Source organism: Actinomycetospora lutea, assembly GCF_028737205.1.
Lineage (GTDB): Bacteria > Actinomycetota > Actinomycetes > Mycobacteriales > Pseudonocardiaceae > Actinomycetospora > Actinomycetospora lutea.
Window position 1 is genome coordinate 39,518 of record NZ_JAQZAL010000038.1, and the last position, 15,933, is coordinate 55,450.

Sequence of the window (15,933 nt, forward strand, 5' to 3'; positions counted from 1 at the left end):
CCACCGTGAACGCCATCACCGACCCCGAGCTCGGCCTGCGCCTCGGCGTCCTGGACGCCGCCGAGACCGACCGCGTCCGCCGGTACGCGACCGCCGCCTTCCTGTGGCGCCGGCTGAGCCAGGCCGACGCCCTCGACGTCGCCCGCGGCCTGCACTGGCGCGCCGTGGGCCGCGACGTCGCCGCCGACGCCGCGGAGGTCGTCGACGCCCTGGCCCTGGTCCCGCCCCTGCCCACCGAGCGCGCCCGGCTCGCCGCGCTGCTGGCCACGCACTGGCAGCTCGACCACGCCGGCCCGGACCCCGGGCGGACCGGCACGCCGCGCGTCGACGACCTGCGCCGGCTCGGGCGGCGGCTCTCGCTGGCGCTCGACCTGCTCGACAGCGCGCGCACGATCGCCTGATGAGCGCCCCACCGGCCTACCGTGGTCTCGTGGGGCGGGTGCTGGAGCGCGGCGAGGTCCTCGCGGAGCTCGACGCCGCGCTGGCCGCCGCGCGCGCCGGCGAGGGCCGCACGGTGCTGCTCGCCGGCGAGGCCGGGCTCGGCAAGACGACCGTGCTGCGCACCTGGACCGCCGGGCTGGCCGGTGTCCGGCTCCTCGAAGGGGCCTGCGACGACCTCGTCACCTCCCGCACCCTCGGCCCCTTCCACGACGCCGCGCTCGACGCGCCCGACCTGCGGGCCGCGCTCGCCGCGGGCGGGACCGACGCGGTGTACGACGCGGTGCTCGCCGAGCTCGCCCACGACGTCACCGTCCTCGTCGTCGAGGACGTGCACTGGGCCGACGAGGCGACCCTCGACGTCCTCGCCGTCGCCGCCCGCCGCGTCGCCCGGCTGCCCGCGGTGCTCGTGCTCAGCTACCGCGACGACGAGGTCGACCCGGGGTCGCACCTCCAGCGCCTGCTCGGCGGCCTGCCCGCCGCCTCGACGCGGCGCCCCGAGCTGCGCCCGCTCACGGTCGGGGCGGTCACCGAGCTCGCCGGGGCCGCCGGCCTGCGCGTCCACGCGGCGACGCTGGGCAACCCGTTCCTCGTCACCGAGCTCCTCGCCGCCCAGAGCGAGGGCCTGCCGGTGTCGGTGCGCGACGCCGTCCTCGCCCGCGTCGCCGACCTCCCGCGCCCCGCCCGGGAGCTGCTCGAGCTGCTCGCCGTCATCCCCGGCCACGCGGACGCCGCCCTGCTCGAGGCGCTGCGCCCCGCGTGGCGCGACGACGTCGAGGTCCCGGAGCGCCGCGGCATCGTCGGCCTGACCGGCGGCCTCGACGGTGGCACGGTGGCCTTCCGCCACGAGCTCGCCCGCCAGGCCGTCGAGCAGGCGCTGCCGCCGATCCGCCGGCTCGGGCTGGAGCGCGCGGTGCTCGCCGCGCTGCTGGCGCACGACCCGCCCGACCGGGCGCGCATCCTGCACCACGCCGCCCGCTGCGGCGACGTCGACGCGGTGCTCACGCACGCCCCGGCCGCCGCCCGGGCCGCCGCCGCGGCGGGCGCCCACCAGCAGTCGCTCGCCTGGTACGCCCAGCTCGCGCCGCACGCGGCGATGCTGCCGCCCGCCGAGCAGGCCGCGATCGCCGAGGAGCACGCCTGGGAGCTCTACACCGCGCACCGCGTCGAGGAGGCCGTCGCCACCGCACGGCACGCCGTGGCGCTGCGGGAGGCGGGCGACGACCCGGCCGCCACCGTCCGCGCGCTGGTCGGGCTGTCGCGCCACCTCTACATCCGCGGCGACGTCGCCGACGCCGTCGCGACGCTCGACCGCGCCGTGGACCTGGGTCCGGGGGACGCGCTCGCCCACACCCACCGCGGGGTCCTGCGCGTGCTGGCCGACGACGAGGAGGCGGGCCTCGCCGAGCTCGCGGCGGCGCCCCCGACCGCGCTCGGCACCGTCTACCGGGGGCTCGGACGGGCGTTCCTCGGCCACGCCGACGGCCCGGACATCGTGCGCGCGGGCCTGGACGCCGCGCGGGCCGCGGGCCACCGCGAGCACGCCGCCCGCGGCTGGACGAGCCTGGTCAAGGCGCTGCGCCGTCTCGGCCGCGACGACGAGGTCGCCGCCGTGGTCGCCGAGGGGCTGGAGAGCACGCGCTCCGGCGACTTCCTGTCCCACGGCTACTCGCTCGAGGCGTTCGGGCTGCAGCTCATGGTCGACGACGGGCGCTGGGACGCCGCCGAGGCCGGGCTGCGCCGGCTCGTCGACACCGTGCCCGAGGCCGGCATCCTCGCCCGCGAGACGCTGCCGGCCCTCGGGCGCCTGCTGGCCCGCCGCGGCGATCCCGACGCCGATGCGGTCCTCGCCCGGGCGTGGGAGCTCGCGACGCGCTCGGACAGCCTTCCGGTGCTGCTGACCACCGCCGCCGGCCTCGCCGAGCAGGCGTGGCTCGCCGGCGACGGCTCGCGGGAGCACGACCGGATCCGCGCGCTGCTCGCGCGCTCGCGGCGCCCGGGCCTGGCCGGGGCGCGCGGGGACCTGCTGCGCCAGGGCCTGCGCGCCGGGCTGCCGGTGGCCACCGACGAGCCGGTCGGCGACCTGTGGCCCCGCCACGCGCTCGCCCTCGCCGGCGACCACCGCGGGGCCGCCGCGGCGTGGCCCGCGGGCTCCTACGAGCAGGCGCTCGAGCTCGTCGACGGCGACGACGAGGAGTCGGTGACCGCGGGGCTGCGGATCCTCGACGACCTCGGCGCGGCGCCGGCCGCCCGCCACGCGCGCCGTCGGCTGCAGGCCCTGGGGGTGCGGCGGATCCCGCGCGGGCCGCAGGCCGGGACGCGCGCCCACCCGGAGGGCCTGACCCCGCGCCAGGCCGACATCCTCGCGCTGGTGGCCGACGGGCTCACCAACGCGCAGATCGCCGACCGCCTCGTGCTCTCCGTGCGCACTGTCGACCACCACGTCTCGGCGGTGCTCGCCAAGCTCGGCGTCGGCTCGCGGGAGGAGGCCGCGCGGAGATTCCGGGATTCGTGACGGGAAGCTGTCGAGAACGCGCGGGCGGCTCCGTCCCCGGGGCAGGAACCGCACGGACGACGGAGGAGACCGACATGCGCTACCTGATCCTCAAGCACTACCAGGGCGGCCCCGGACACCCGGGGATGGACTACACGCCGATGGACCAGTGGCAGCCCGAGGAGGTCGACGCGCACATGCAGTACATGTCCGACTTCGCCCGCCGGCTCCAGGACACCGGGGAGTTCGTCGACAGCCAGGCGCTGTCGGCCGAGGGCGCCTTCGTGCGCCACGACGGCGAGGGCAGGCCGCCGGTCACCGACGGCCCGTTCGCGGAGACCAAGGACCTCATCGCCGGCTGGATGATCATCGACGTCGAGTCGTGGGACCGCGCGCTCGAGCTGGCCGGCGAGCTGTCCGCCGCGCCCGGGGCCGGCGGGCGGCCGATCCGGGAGTGGCTCGAGGTCCGGCCGTTCCTCACCGCCGCGCCGGGGAAGTTCGTGTGACCCCACCCGTCGACGCGGCCGAGCTGCGGGACCTCGTGCCCGCGGTGATCGCGGTCCTCGGCCGGCGCGGCGCGGACTTCGCGTCGGCCGAGGACGCGGTGCAGGAGGCGCTCATCCGGGCGCTGGAGACGTGGCCCGACGACCCGCCGCGCGACCCCAAGGGCTGGCTGGTCCAGGTCGCGTGGCGCAAGTTCCTCGACGCCACCCGCTCCGAGACCTCGCGGCGGGGGCGCGAGGTCGCCGTCGACGCCGAGCCGCCCGCCGAGCCGGTCCCGGGCACCGAGGACACCCTGCGCCTGTACTTCCTGTGCGCGCACCCCACGCTGCCGTCGAGCGCTGCGGCCGCGCTGACCCTGCGCGCGGTCGGCGGCCTGACCACCCGGCAGATCGCGGCCGCCTACCTCGTGCCCGAGGCGACGATGGCGCAGCGCATCAGCCGGGCGAAGAAGCGGATCGCGGGGCTGCCGCTCGACCAGCCCGGCGACCTCGCGACCGTGCTCCGGGTGCTCTACCTCGTGTTCAACGAGGGCTACGGCGGCGACAGCCCGGACCACACCGACCTGGCCGCCGAGGCGATCCGCGTGACCCGCCAGCTCGCCGCGCTGACCGACGAGCCCGAGGTCGCGGGCCTGCTCGCGCTGATGCTGCTGCACCACGCGCGCCGCGACTCGCGCACCGGCCCGGGCGGGCGCCTGGTCCCGCTCGCCGCGCAGGACCGCGGACGCTGGGACACGAGGCTGATCGCCGAGGGCGTCGCGGTCCTGCAGGCCGCGCTGGCCCGCGACCGGCTCGGCGAGTACCAGGCGCAGGCCGCGATCGCCGCCCTGCACGCCGACGCCCCGAGCGCCGCCGAGACCGACTGGGTGCAGATCGTCGGGTGGTACGACGAGCTGCTGGCGATCACCGACAGCCCCGTCGTGCGCCTCAACCGCGCGGTGGCGGTCGGCGAGGCCGACGGCGCCGCGGCCGGCCTCGCGGCCCTCGCCGAGGTCGCCCCCGACGTGCCCCGCCACGCCGCGGTCGCCGCCCACCTCCACGAGCACGCCGGCGACCTGGCCCGCGCCGCCGACCTCTACGCCGAGGCCGCGGGCGCCGCCGCCAGCGTGCCCGAGCGCGACCACCTCACCCGCGAGGCCGCGCGGGTGCGCCAGCGGATCCGCGATGCCTCGGCGAGCTGATCGGCCAGGTACTCGGCGTCCGCGCCCACGCCGTCGAGGAAGCTCGACGAGCGGCGGTGCAGCCACTTCAGGCCCAGGAAGGACAGGCCCTCGGCGGCGGTGACGCCCCGGTCGTGCACGGGCTCGCCGGCCGCGTCGAGCACCGGGGCGTGCACCCAGGAGAAGTCGCGGCGGAACCCGGTCGCCCAGATCACGGTGCCGATGCCCGCCAGGTCGAGCGTGGCGTCGGCGTCGTGCGCCCACGGGGCCGGGCGGGGCAGCCGGGCCGGCTCGGGCGGCGCCGCGAGCCCGGTGCGGGCGACGAAGCCGTCGACCTTCGCCCGGAACCGCACGGCGTTGTCCTCGGCCTCGGCGACCACCGCCGGCAGCGTGTCGTCGAACGCGGCCACGCCCGCGCGCACCCCGACCAGCCGGCCGTGCGGCACGACGCCCTCGGCGACGAGACGGTGCAGGTCCAGGTCCCGCGTGCCGCCGGTGAGCACCGCGTTGGGTGTGCGGGTCGCCGACGGGTCGGGCAGCGAGTCCCGGGTGCGGGACAGGGTGCCCATGCGGTCCATCCACCAGTAGGTGTCGTGGCCCCGGTAGCGGCGCGGCAGGCACTTGTGGCGCCCGACCGCCAGGTGCACGGTCCGTCCGGCGCGGGCGAGCTCGCCCGCGATCTGCTGGCCCGAGGGCCCGGCGCCCACGACGAGCACCCCGCCGGGCGGGAGCGCGCCGGGCTGGCGGTAGTCGCGGGTGTGCAGCTGGACGACGCCCGGGGGCAGGTCGGCGGCGAGCGCGGGCACCGCGGGGCGGTCGAGGTCGCCGGTCGCGACGACGACGGCGGGGGCGACCAGCTCACCGTGGTCGGTGGTGACCCGCCAGCCCCGCGCGTCGCGGTCCACGGCGCGCACGGTGACGCCCTCGCGGACCTCCGCGCCCGTGTGCGCGGCGTAGTCGGCCAGCATCGCGGCGACCTCGCGGCCGGTCATGAAGCCGTCCGGGTCGGAGCCCGCGTAGGTGCGCTCCGGCAGGCGGGTCTGCCAGTTCGGGCTCAGCAGCGTGAAGGAGTCCCAGCGCTCGCGACGCCACCGCTCCCCGACCCGGCCGCGCTCGAGCACCACGTGCCCGACGCCGCGCCGGGTCAGGCACCGGCTCATCGCGAGACCCGCCTGACCTGCGCCGATCACGACGACGTCCGTGGTTGCGTCCATGGTCTTCTCCCCTGCTCGTCGGTGCTCGTCGACGCTAGGGAGACCGGACGCCCGCCGGATCGGCGTCGCCTGCCCATCCCGGGCCACTGCCCTGCCCACCTCCCGACACGGCGACCGGCGTAGGTACCGCCGGCGCGCGAGATGGGGAGCGCTCACCGACGAGGGGGCCCGCCGCGCGGAGCACGCTCGGTGACGTCGCCGGACACGGGGTCCGGCTCCACGGAGGGATCCACCATGGCTGCCCTGCACCTCGTCCCCGGCACCGCGACCACCCCGGCGGACGAGAGACCGACGTCCCGCCCCCGCGGTCGCTCGCCCGGGGTGACCCTGCGCGAGCTGGGCCCCGACGAGACCGACGTCCTCGACACCGTGTTCGCCGGCCTGTCCGACCACAGCCGCTACCTGCGCTTCCACGGCGCCACGCCGCGCCTGCGCGGGGCCGTGCGCCGCACGCTCGCCGCCGTCGACGGGCGCCGCCACATCGCGGTCGCCGCCGTCGGCCCGGACGGCGAGCCGATCGGCATCGCCCGCCTCATCGGGCTGGGGTTGCGGGAGGCGGAGCTCGCCATCGAGGTCGTCGACGCCTGGCAGGGCCGGGGCATCGGACGCCGGCTGCTCGCTGCCGTCGCCGTCCTGGGCCGCGAGCAGGGCTACTCGCGCCTCGTCGCCGACGTGCTGACCGTGAACACCGGCATGCGGGTCCTGCTCGCCTCCGTGCTGCCGATCCTGACCGTCGAGACCGACGGCCACGAGACCACCCTCACCGCCGACCTGCGCGCCGGCACCCCCGCCTTCGTCGCCGCCTGAGCGACCGGCCCGTCACCGAGGAGACCGCCATGACCACCCCGCCCGTCCCCCAGATCATCACCCCGATGGCCGCGCTGACCTCCGACCTCGACGCCGCGGTCCGGCAGTCCGCGCCGGGCCTCGCGCGGGTCGACGCCGTCGGCGAGGCCCTGGCCCCGTACCTCGGTGATCCACGATTGCTGTCGCCGGCCCAGTGCGTCGGCGACCCGGAGCACTACCGCCAGCACCTCCTGCACGTCGCCGACGACGGCGCGTTCTCGCTGGTCGCGCTGGTGTGGCTGCCCGGGCAGACCACCCCGATCCACGACCACCTCTCGTGGTGCGTGGTCGGCGTCCACGCCGGCGAGGAGCACGAGACCCGCTACCTGCGCGTCGCCGACCGCCTCGTCGTCGACGGCGAGGACGTCGCCGGGCCGGGCACGGTCACCGGCCTGCTCCCGCCCGGCGACATCCACAAGGTCACCAACACCGCGCCGACCACGACGATCTCGCTGCACGTCTACGGCGTCGACGTCCGCAGGCTCGGGTCGAGCATCCGGCGCCGCTACGACCTGCCGGTGCGGGGCTGATCAGGGGGTCGATCAGGGGCGGGCACCGACCGGCGGGGCCGCGCGGTGCCCGTCGACGCCGAACGCGCGGGGGTCGTCGACGTCGACGATCCGGCGCCCCAGCGGGGTGAGCGACACCGGGATCATCTTGAGGTTGGCCCAGGCGAACGGGATGCCGATGATCGTCACGGCCAGGGCGATCGCCGTGACGACGTGCCCGATCGCGAGCCACCACCCGGCCACGACGAACCAGACGACGTTGCCCAGCGTCGAGCCCACCCCGGCGTCGGCCCGGCGCTCGATGCTGCTGCCGAACGGCCACAGCGCGAACAGCGCGATCCGGAACGACGCGATCCCCCAGGGGATCGTGACGATGAGGATGCAGCAGATGATGCCCGCGACGACGTAGCCGAGCGCCATCCACACCCCCGCCAGCACGAGCCAGACGAGGTTGAGCAGGGTCCGCAGCAGGCTCATGCCACCCAGCCTGCCACCGCCGACGTGGTTCGTCCGTTACGTCAGCTCGCGGCCCTTCGTCTCGGGCAGCGTCAGGATGATCAGGAAGGCGATCAGCGCGCCGCCGGACACGTACCAGAAGAAGAGGTCGGGACGCCCGGCGCCGGACAGCGCGGCGATGAGCAGCGGCGCGGTCCCGCCGAAGATCGCGACGGTGAGGTTGTACCAGGCGCCGATGCCCAGGGCCCGGAGCTCGGTCGGGAAGATCTCGCTCATGATCGCCGGCGCGATCGAGGAGAACACCGAGTAGAGCCCGAGGCCCACCGCGAACACGATGATCAGGTTGATCAGCGGTGGCCGGTCGGTGATGAGCAGGCTCAGCGGGACGGTGAGCAGCACGAACGCCCCGGACCACACCAGCATCTGCGGCTTGCGCCCGAACCGGTCGGCGAGGGCTCCCATGGGGTACTGGCCGATGATGAACACAACGGTGCCGATCGACAGCGCCAGGAACACGTCGCTGCCCGCGGCGTCGCGGAACTGCACCGCGAACGGGGTCAGGGCGCTGAAGAAGGTGTAGTAGCACAGCGTCGAGAGCAGGGTGAACCCGAAGAGCTGCAGCACCGACTTCGGGTAGTGCGTCAGCGTCTTGAGCAGCGGGTTCTTCGTGGCCCGGGCCGTCTCGACGTTGGCCTCGAACTGCTCGGTCTCGGCCAGCGTGCGGCGCAGCCACAGCCCGACGAGGCCCAGCACGCCGCCGACGACGAACGCGATGCGCCAGCCCCACGACTCCAGCTGGGGCCGGGTGAGCGTGCTGGTCAGCAGCAGCCCCAGGAGGCTCGCGGCCAGCAGTGCGGTGCCGGTGGAGATGTAGAAGAAGCTGGAGTACCGCCCGCGCCGGTTCGGCGGGGCGATCTCGGCCAGGTACGCGCTCGCGTTGGAGACCTCCCCGCCGAGGCTCAGGCCCTGCGCGATGCGGGCGAGCAGCAGCAGGATCGGCGCGAGCCACCCCACGGCCTGGTAGGTCGGCAGCACGGCGATGACCAGCGACCCGCCGGCCATCAGCAGGATCGTCACGAGCATCGCGAAGCGGCGGCCGCGCAGGTCGGCCAGGCGCCCGAGGAACACCCCGCCGAGCGGGCGGAAGAAGAACGCCAGCGCGTAGGTGCTCGTCGTGCCGATGAGCGCGAGGGTCGGCGACGACTTGTCGAAGAACTGCGACGAGAAGTAGACCGCGAACGTTGCGTAGATCGTCCAGTCGAACCACTCGACCGCGTTCCCGATGCTCGCGGCGACGAGCGTCCGCACGGGCAACTGGTGGCGCTCGGTGCTCGCCGTCCCGGCAGCTTGACTCATCGGTCCTCCTGTCGTGGCCTCCTGCGCGACGGAGCGTAGGCGAGCGAGTGCGCGCGGTACAGGTTCAGTCCCGGACGATTCCGACTTTGCCCCGCGCGCCCGCGTCGGCGACCTCGTAGGCGCGGGCGGCGTCGGCGAGGGCGAACCGGTCGGTCACCACGCGCTCGGGGTGCAGGTCCCACCGCGCGAGGCGCTCCAGCAGCTCGGTCATTCGCCAGGTCGGCGCCACCCAGGAGCCGTGGACGGTGAGCTGGCGGTGGATGAGGACCTCGCTGACGTCGACGGTCAGCGTCCCGCCCTCGCCGACGAGCGCGCAGCGGCCGTGGCGGCGGGTGTGGCGCAGGGCGGTCAGCTGGGCGACGCCGGCGCCCGAGCAGTCGACGGTGACCTCGGCGCCGTCCCCGAGGAGCTCGTGCAGCTCGCCGTCCTGCCCCTCGACCGCGACGTCCACGGCGCCCAGGTCACGGGCCAGCGCGCGCCGCTCCGGCGACGGGTCGGTGCCGACGACCCACGGCGAGCCCATGGCCGACGCGAGCATCCCGGCCGCGAGCCCGACCGGACCCAGCCCGGTGACCAGCACCTGCTCACCGCCCGCGAGCGCCACACGGCACAGCGCCTCGTAGGCCGTCGCGAACCCGCAGGCCACGCAGGCGCCGTCGAGGAACGTCAGGCTGTCGGGCAGCGGGACCAGGTCGCGCTCCTCGGCCAGCAGGAGGTCGGCGTGCCCGCCGTCGCGCTGCCAGCCGTAGGCCGCGCGCCGGGGTGAGGTGCAGCTGATCTGGTAGCCGCGGCGGCACTCGTCGCACTGGCCGCAGCCGCTGATGTGGTACACGACGACGCGGTCGCCGACGCGGATGCGCTCGACCTCGGTGCCGACCGCGACGACCTGCCCGCACGGCTCGTGGCCGCCGATGACGTCCTGGTAGGCCTCGGGGCCCTCGCCGAGGTGCTCGCGGTAGATCGCCCGCAGGTCGCTGCCGCAGATCGTCGAGGCGCGCACCTCGACCACGACCTGGCCCCGCCCGGGCTCCGGGTCGGGCACCTCGCGCACGTCGACCCGGCGCCCGCCGGGCAGGTACACGCCGCGCACCTCAGCTCCTCTCGGGCGCCCACTCCGTCGCCCACCGGCGCAGTTCGGCCGCCTTGATCTTCGTGCCGTTCGTGCCGGACGTCGTGGGCATGGCGTCGACGACGTGCACCGCCGCCGGCACCTTGAACCCCGCGAGCGCCGCACGGCACCACGCCACCAGATCGTCCCCCGCCGGCGTCCGTCCCGCCGCGCCGACGACGAAACCGACGGCCGTCGTGGCCCCGTCCGCGCCCTCCACGCCGACGACCTTCGCCGTGCCGACGTCGGGGTGGGCGGCGAGGCGCAGCTCGATCTCGGCGGGGTCGACGAGGAAGCCGCGCAGGCGCAGGGCGTCGCCGCGCCGGCAGACGTAGGCGAAGGCGCCGTCGTCGACGAGCACGCCGAGGTCGCCGCTGCGGAACCACCCGTCGGCGGTCCACACGTCCGGGGAGTCGGCCCCCAGGTACGCGTCGACGACGTTGGGCCCGCGGAACTGGATCTCGCCCTCGCGTCCCGGCCCGAGGACGGCCTCGGTGTCGGGGTCGACGACGCGCACGGCGATGTCGGGGTGCACGACCCGCCCCCCGCCGATCCACCGCGTGGGCGGGGGCTCGTCGGCGGGCCAGGCGGCGGTGAGCGCGAAGACCTCCGAGGAGCCGTAGACCCCGCTCACCTGCGTCCCGGCCTCGTCGCCGAGCCACGCCGCGAGCTCGTGGCTGCGGCCCTGGAAGTCGGCGACGCCCCACCAGCGCCAGCTCGACAGGTCCCGCGGGCGGCGCTCGTGGGCCTCGCGCAGCCGCAGCACCAGGTCGTCGCCGGCGCCGACGTGGGTGACGCGGTGGGCGGCGATGTGGTCGAGCACGCGGTCGGCGTCGAAGGTGGGTTCGAGGAGCACGACGGCGCCGGCGGCGAGGCCCGCCATGACCGCGTTGAAGCCGTAGACCCCCGAGAGCGGCAGGGCGCCGAGCACCACGTCGCCCTCGGCGAGCCCGAGCACCGCGGCGTCGGCCGCGGCGTGGGTGAGCACCGCGGTGCCGCTGTGGGCGGCGAGCTTGGGCAGCCCGGTGGAGCCGGAGGTCGTGAACGCGACCGCCAGCGCGGCGGGGTCGCAGCGCGCCGGCTCCGGGCCGTCGTGGCGCCGCGGGGTCCACGCGCCGGCCCCGACGTCGCCGGCCGCCGGGTCGGGCTCGGCACCGTCGGACGCCGCGCCGAACGGCCCGGTGACGACGGCGACCTCGGGGACCACGCCCGAGTGCTCGACGGCGGCGCGCAGGCGCTCGAGCAGGTCGAGCCCGTGGAAGCCGTGGGCCAGGGCGACCAGCTTCGGCCGGGCGCGCCCGAGCACGTGCCCGGACTCCTCGGTGCCGTAGCGGGTGTTGACGCCGACCACGTGCGCGCCGCGGGCGGCGACCGCGAACTGCCAGACCAGCGCGTCGCTCCAGTTCGGCATCCACACCGCCACCGCGTCGCCCGGGCCGATCCCGTGCTCGTGCAGCTCCTCGGCCAGCGCGCGCACGCGGCGCCACAGCTCGCCGCGGGTGACGGGGTGGGTGGTGCCGTCGGGGGCGGTGTCGAGGACGACGGTGGCGTCGGGGTCCCGGTGGGCCAGGCGTCCGAGCAGGTCGGGGAGGTCGGCGGGCAGCGGGCCGGGCGCGGGGAAGGCGGCGACGGGGTGCGGGGTCACCGTGGGTCGGTCGCTCACGCCCGCACCGCCCCGAGCTCGGCGAGCCAGTCGTCGAGGACGGCGTCGAAGTCGGCGATCTCCTCCATCGGGTAGTGCCCGATTCCCGGCAGGACCGTGCAGCGTGCGCCGGGGATGCTCGCGGCGGCCGCGCGCACGCGCGCGACGTCGAGCCAGAGGTCGTCGTCGCCGACGACGAGGTGGGCGGGGCAGGTGATGCCCGGCAGGGCGTCGCGCAGGTCGTGGGTCGCCCAGCCCAGGAGGTCGGAGGTGGACACGGCCGGGTCCTCCCGTCGGTGCATGGTCGCGATCAGCTCGGCGCGCTCGCGCGGGACGTCGCGGCCGACGACCGCCAGTGTGCCGAGGTAGGTGCGGTCGGTGCGGCTCGGCGCCGCGACGTCGGAGAGCTCGCGACGCAGCCCGCGCACCGAGGGGCGGCCGCCGGTGTGGGCGTCGGCGGCCATGGCGACGACGGCGGCGAGCCGGTCCGACGCCCGGACGGCGACGTCGAGGGCGATCTTGCCGCCGATCGAGCAGCCGACGACGCCGGGGCGCGCGAGCCCGAGGCGGTCGATCAGCGCGAGGCACCAGTCGGCGTAGGCGCCGAGGTCGGTGACGGGTCCGCCCGGGGCCGGCTCGGAGCGGCCGTGGCCGGGCAGGTCCGGGACGACCACGCGGTACCCGCGGGCCGCGAGCGCCGGGGCGACGTGGCGCCACTGCACCCCGCTCTGGCCCGCGGTGTGCAGGCACAGCACCGGCGGCGCGTCCGGCTCCCCGTGCTGCTCGACGAAGGCGAGGCTGCCGCCCAGCGGCAGGTAGTCGGCGCGCATCAGGCGATCTCCCGGGCGGCGTCGGCGAGGCGGTGGAGCGCGGAGGTGAGCCGCAGGTACTCGTAGCCGTCGCCGGTGACGGTGAAGCGCCCGGCCATCGCGAGGCGCATGAACGGGTTGTCGGGGGCCTCCACCAGCTCGAGCCAGGTCGCCGCGTCGGCGCCGAGGGTGAACGTCGCCCCGCGCGGGGAGCGGCGGGCGACCTCGATGACCCGGCCGCGGTAGACGCGCAGGTGCACCTCGTCGTCCCCGCAGCGCAGTCCCACCGTGCCGTCCCAGCTGGCGACCTCGTCGGCGAGGTCGGCCTTCTCGGTGAGCGCCTCCGCCCAGCCGACCGTGCCGAAGGCGCGCCCGTCCGGGTCGGGCCCGGGGCCGCGGGCGGCGATCAGGGCGGCGGTCGTGCCGTCCTGGACGGTCTCGCCGTCCTGGTTCGTCAGGGCCATGGCCCGGGTGACGACGCCGCGGTCGCCGGCCGAGGTGCGCCGGGCGCGCACGATCGTCACCTCGAGGGTCAGCAGGTCGCCGACGCGGACCGGGCGCCGGTAGGCCCAGTGGGTGTCGAGCAGGCCGAGCACCGCCTCGCCGTGGAGGCCGAGCCCCTGCAGCAGCCCCATCGCGACGGCGACCCCGAACGGCCCCTGCAGGATCGCGTCGGGTCCGGCGTGCAGGGGGTGGTCGTCGCCGCTGACCCGCGTGAAGGCGGCGAGGTCCTCGGCGGTGACCTCGCGCGGCGGGCTGGTCCACCGCTCCCCCACCACGAAGTCCTCGAACCAGCGATCGGCCACCCGGGCACCTCCATACGAACGACTGTTCGTGCTCCAATCCACCACCCGGCGCCTCGAGCCGTCAAGCAGGGGCCGCGCGGGCCTCTACGCTGGCGGACGTGAACGCGCGTTCGACGGTTACGCTCGTCGGGGACACCGGCCGGGGCAACGAGGCCGCGATCCTCAACGCCGCCCTCGAGGCGTTCGGCGCCAAGGGGTTCCACGGCGCCTCGATGCGCGACGTGGCGCGGGGTGCGGGCACCAGCCTGTCGAACCTCTACAACTACTTCCCGTCGAAGTCGCGCCTGCTCGCCGAGGTGCTCCGGCACGCCAACGACGAGCTGGTGACGCGCCTGCACGTGGCCGTCGACGAGGCCGGCGACGACGCGGTGTCGCGGATGCGCGAGGCCGTGCGCGCGTACGTCCGCTTCGTCGTGGACCACCAGCTCGCGATGGTCGTGTCCACCAACGAGGTGCGCTACCTCGCCGGCGAGGACCGCGAGCGCCTGGTGGTCGACCGCGACGCGACGCAGGCGGTGTTCGAGCAGATCGTCAGCCAGGGGGCGGCGTCCGGGGAGTTCCGCACGCCGCACCCGGACGACGCCGCCCGCACCGTGCTCTCCGGGCTCGCGGGCGTGGCGCAGTGGTACCGGCCGGACGGGCGCCTGTCGCGGGGCCAGCTCGCCGAGCAGCAGGCGCGGTACGCCCTCGCGCTGCTGGAGAGCCCGCTGGCGCACTGACCTTGTGGTGGGCGGTACCGCGCTCGTACGGTACGAACGATCGTTCGTGTACCGGAGAGGGCGCCGCCGTGACCCAGACCAGTCCCGAAGCACCGCCGCGCATGGGCCGGCTCGCGACGGCCGCCGTCTTCGCGACCACCCTGGAGTGGTTCGACTTCCTGATCTACGCCACCGCGGCGGCGCTGGTGCTCGGGTCCCAGTTCTTCCCGTCGTCGAACCCGGTGGCCGGGACGCTGGCGTCGTTCGCGACGTTCGCGGTCGGCTTCGTCGCCCGCCCGCTCGGCGGCATCATCGCCGGCCACGCCGGTGACCGGTACGGCCGCAAGCCCCCGCTGGTGGCGGCCATGCTCGTCATGGGCGTGGCGACGTTCGCGATCGGCGTGCTGCCCAACTACGCGGTCATCGGCGTCTGGGCGCCGGTCCTGCTCGTCGTGGCCCGGCTGGTGCAGGGCCTCGGGGTCGGCGCGCAGTGGGGCGGGGCGGCGCTGCTGCTCACCGAGCACGCCCCGGTCGAGCGGCGCGGGTTCTACGGGAGCCTCGTGCAGACCGGGGCCGTCCTCGGGGCCGTCGCGGGCAACCTGTTCTTCCTGATCCTCACCGCGACGCTGACCGACGAGCAGTTCACGAGCTGGGGCTGGCGCGTGCCGTTCCTGTCCGGGCTGGTGCTCGTGCTGATCGGGCTCTACGTGCAGCTGCGGATCGAGGACACCCCGGTCTTCACCGCGCTGCGTGAGCGCTCGACCGCGGCGAAGCGCGAGGCGGGGCTGCGCAAGGCGCCGCTGGTCGAGGCGGTGCGGAAGTACTGGAAGGAGATCCTCCAGGCGACCGGGGCGTTCTTCGTCGTCAACGCGACGTTCTACATCCTCATCAGCGGGGTCCTCGACTACGCGACCAAGACGGTCGGGATGTCGCGGACCGCGATCCTGCTGTGCGTGATGGGCGCCGGGCTCACCCAGGTGATCACCATGCCGTTCTTCGGCGCGCTCACCGACAGGATGGGCACGCGCAAGAAGCTCTACCTCGCCGGCACGGTCGGGATGGCGATCTGGGCGTTCCCGCTGTTCTGGCTGATCGACACGGGCTCGGTGCCGCTGGTCTTCCTCGCCCTGCTGGTCGGCTTCACGATCCACGCGACGATGTACGGCCCGCAGGCCACGCTCTACGCCGAGATGTTCCCCGCCGACGTCCGCTACTCGGGCGCGTCGCTGGGCTACCAGTTCGCGTCGGTGTTCGCGGGCGGGCTGGCACCGTTCATCATGACCGCGCTGCTCGCGGCCACCGGGGCGTCCTGGTCGGTGTCGCTGTACATCATCGGCACGGCGGCGCTCACCTTCCTGGCCGTGATCACGATCCGGGAGCGCTTCCGCCGGGACCTCTACGAGACCTCGGAGGACGAGGCGGCCGCGTCGCCGGAGACGGTGCGCGCCGGGACCGCTCGGTAGCGGCGGACGCTCGCGCTCGCCCGCTTCCCGGGGTGCGAGGGCGTCGTTCGCTGCGTGGCAGGCAGCGAGTGACGCCTTGGCTGCCTTGCTTGGCGCGGCGAGGGCGAGGTCGGGGCGGGGAGCTGCGCTCTCATCACCGGTGAGCCGCCCGGCCGTTGGGCCGCTGAGCTGGGGATCGTTACCGATCCGTGATCTGGCGTGGGGGTCTCGGGGGGTTTCTGGGGGCCGGGGTTGTCGGGGGTCGGTTCTAGCGTTCTGGGTGTGAGCATCGACCACGATCTGGGCGCCGCGCTGGCGGCGGCGCTGGACGGTCGTGAGCCGGACGCCGAGCTGGCGGGGGTGCTCGACGGGATCGATGCGTCCACGTTGACCGGGCAGGATCTCGCGGCGTATGTGCGGGCGCGGTGGCGGGTGCACAACCGGGCCGAGGC

The 15,933-nt window shown here is 75.7% G+C and carries 15 protein-coding genes; 8 read left to right on the forward strand and 7 right to left on the reverse strand.

Annotated features, from left to right (window positions below; all coding sequences use genetic code 11):
- Nucleotides 1-5 precede the first annotated feature (5 nt).
- From PHK61_RS28355 to PHK61_RS28370, 4 genes are all read left to right on the forward strand, one after another.
- Nucleotides 6-401 carry a hypothetical protein gene (locus tag PHK61_RS28355; protein WP_274284381.1) on the forward strand — a complete coding sequence of 132 codons (396 nt, stop codon included), beginning with the start codon at nucleotides 6-8 and terminating at the stop codon, nucleotides 399-401.
- On the forward strand, nucleotides 401-2,953 hold the full coding sequence (locus PHK61_RS28360; RefSeq protein WP_274284382.1) for an ATP-binding protein: 2,553 nt from the start codon (nucleotides 401-403) through the stop codon (nucleotides 2,951-2,953). The genes PHK61_RS28355 and PHK61_RS28360 overlap by 1 nt, the downstream gene beginning before the upstream one ends.
- Before the next feature lie 74 nt (nucleotides 2,954-3,027).
- Complete coding sequence (locus tag PHK61_RS28365; RefSeq protein WP_274284383.1) at nucleotides 3,028-3,438, forward strand: YciI family protein; 411 nt, start codon at nucleotides 3,028-3,030, stop codon at nucleotides 3,436-3,438.
- A complete protein-coding gene (locus PHK61_RS28370) occupies nucleotides 3,435-4,616 on the forward strand; it encodes an RNA polymerase sigma factor (RefSeq protein WP_274284384.1) in 1,182 nt (393 codons plus the stop codon). The genes PHK61_RS28365 and PHK61_RS28370 overlap by 4 nt, the downstream gene beginning before the upstream one ends.
- Here PHK61_RS28370 and PHK61_RS28375 read toward each other — a convergent pair.
- Entirely contained in the window at nucleotides 4,511-5,809 is a 1,299-nt protein-coding gene (locus PHK61_RS28375) for an FAD-dependent oxidoreductase (protein ID WP_274284385.1), read from the reverse strand. The genes PHK61_RS28370 and PHK61_RS28375 overlap by 106 nt on opposite strands.
- Before the next feature lie 234 nt (nucleotides 5,810-6,043).
- On the opposite strand from PHK61_RS28375, the gene PHK61_RS28380 reads away from it, so the two are divergent.
- Nucleotides 6,044-6,616, forward strand: coding sequence for a GNAT family N-acetyltransferase (locus PHK61_RS28380; protein WP_274284386.1), 573 nt, complete (start codon nucleotides 6,044-6,046; stop codon nucleotides 6,614-6,616).
- A 29-nt stretch (nucleotides 6,617-6,645) separates the two neighbouring features.
- Nucleotides 6,646-7,185, forward strand: a complete 540-nt coding sequence (locus PHK61_RS28385; protein WP_274284387.1) for a cysteine dioxygenase family protein — start codon at nucleotides 6,646-6,648, stop codon at nucleotides 7,183-7,185.
- Between the two features lie 12 nt (nucleotides 7,186-7,197).
- On the opposite strand, the gene PHK61_RS28390 is transcribed toward PHK61_RS28385, so the two are convergent.
- The 6 genes from PHK61_RS28390 to PHK61_RS28415 all read right to left on the reverse strand — a co-directional run bounded on the left by PHK61_RS28390 (nucleotide 7,198) and on the right by PHK61_RS28415 (nucleotide 13,341).
- Nucleotides 7,198-7,632, reverse strand: coding sequence for a YccF domain-containing protein (locus PHK61_RS28390; RefSeq protein WP_274284398.1), 435 nt, complete (start codon nucleotides 7,630-7,632; stop codon nucleotides 7,198-7,200).
- 45 nt (nucleotides 7,633-7,677) lie between these two features.
- Complete coding sequence (locus PHK61_RS28395; protein WP_274284388.1) at nucleotides 7,678-8,976, reverse strand: MFS transporter; 1,299 nt, start codon at nucleotides 8,974-8,976, stop codon at nucleotides 7,678-7,680.
- A 64-nt stretch (nucleotides 8,977-9,040) separates the two neighbouring features.
- Entirely contained in the window at nucleotides 9,041-10,066 is a 1,026-nt protein-coding gene (locus PHK61_RS28400) for a zinc-dependent alcohol dehydrogenase family protein (RefSeq protein WP_274284389.1), read from the reverse strand.
- A gap of 1 nt (nucleotide 10,067) precedes the next feature.
- A complete protein-coding gene (locus PHK61_RS28405) occupies nucleotides 10,068-11,747 on the reverse strand; it encodes an AMP-binding protein (RefSeq protein ID WP_274284390.1) in 1,680 nt (559 codons plus the stop codon).
- Entirely contained in the window at nucleotides 11,744-12,556 is an 813-nt protein-coding gene (locus PHK61_RS28410; RefSeq protein ID WP_274284391.1) for an alpha/beta fold hydrolase, read from the reverse strand. Before PHK61_RS28410 ends, PHK61_RS28405 begins: the two co-directional genes overlap by 4 nt.
- Entirely contained in the window at nucleotides 12,556-13,341 is a 786-nt protein-coding gene (locus tag PHK61_RS28415) for a MaoC/PaaZ C-terminal domain-containing protein (RefSeq protein WP_274284392.1), read from the reverse strand. Before PHK61_RS28415 ends, PHK61_RS28410 begins: the two co-directional genes overlap by 1 nt.
- Before the next feature lie 98 nt (nucleotides 13,342-13,439).
- Here PHK61_RS28415 and PHK61_RS28420 point away from each other — a divergent pair, with 98 nt between their 5' ends.
- Together PHK61_RS28420 and PHK61_RS28425 are read left to right on the forward strand one after the other, a co-directional pair.
- Entirely contained in the window at nucleotides 13,440-14,060 is a 621-nt protein-coding gene (locus PHK61_RS28420; protein WP_274284393.1) for a TetR/AcrR family transcriptional regulator, read from the forward strand.
- 68 nt (nucleotides 14,061-14,128) lie between these two features.
- A complete protein-coding gene (locus tag PHK61_RS28425; RefSeq protein WP_274284394.1) occupies nucleotides 14,129-15,502 on the forward strand; it encodes an MFS transporter in 1,374 nt (457 codons plus the stop codon).
- Nucleotides 15,503-15,933: the final 431 nt, after the last annotated feature.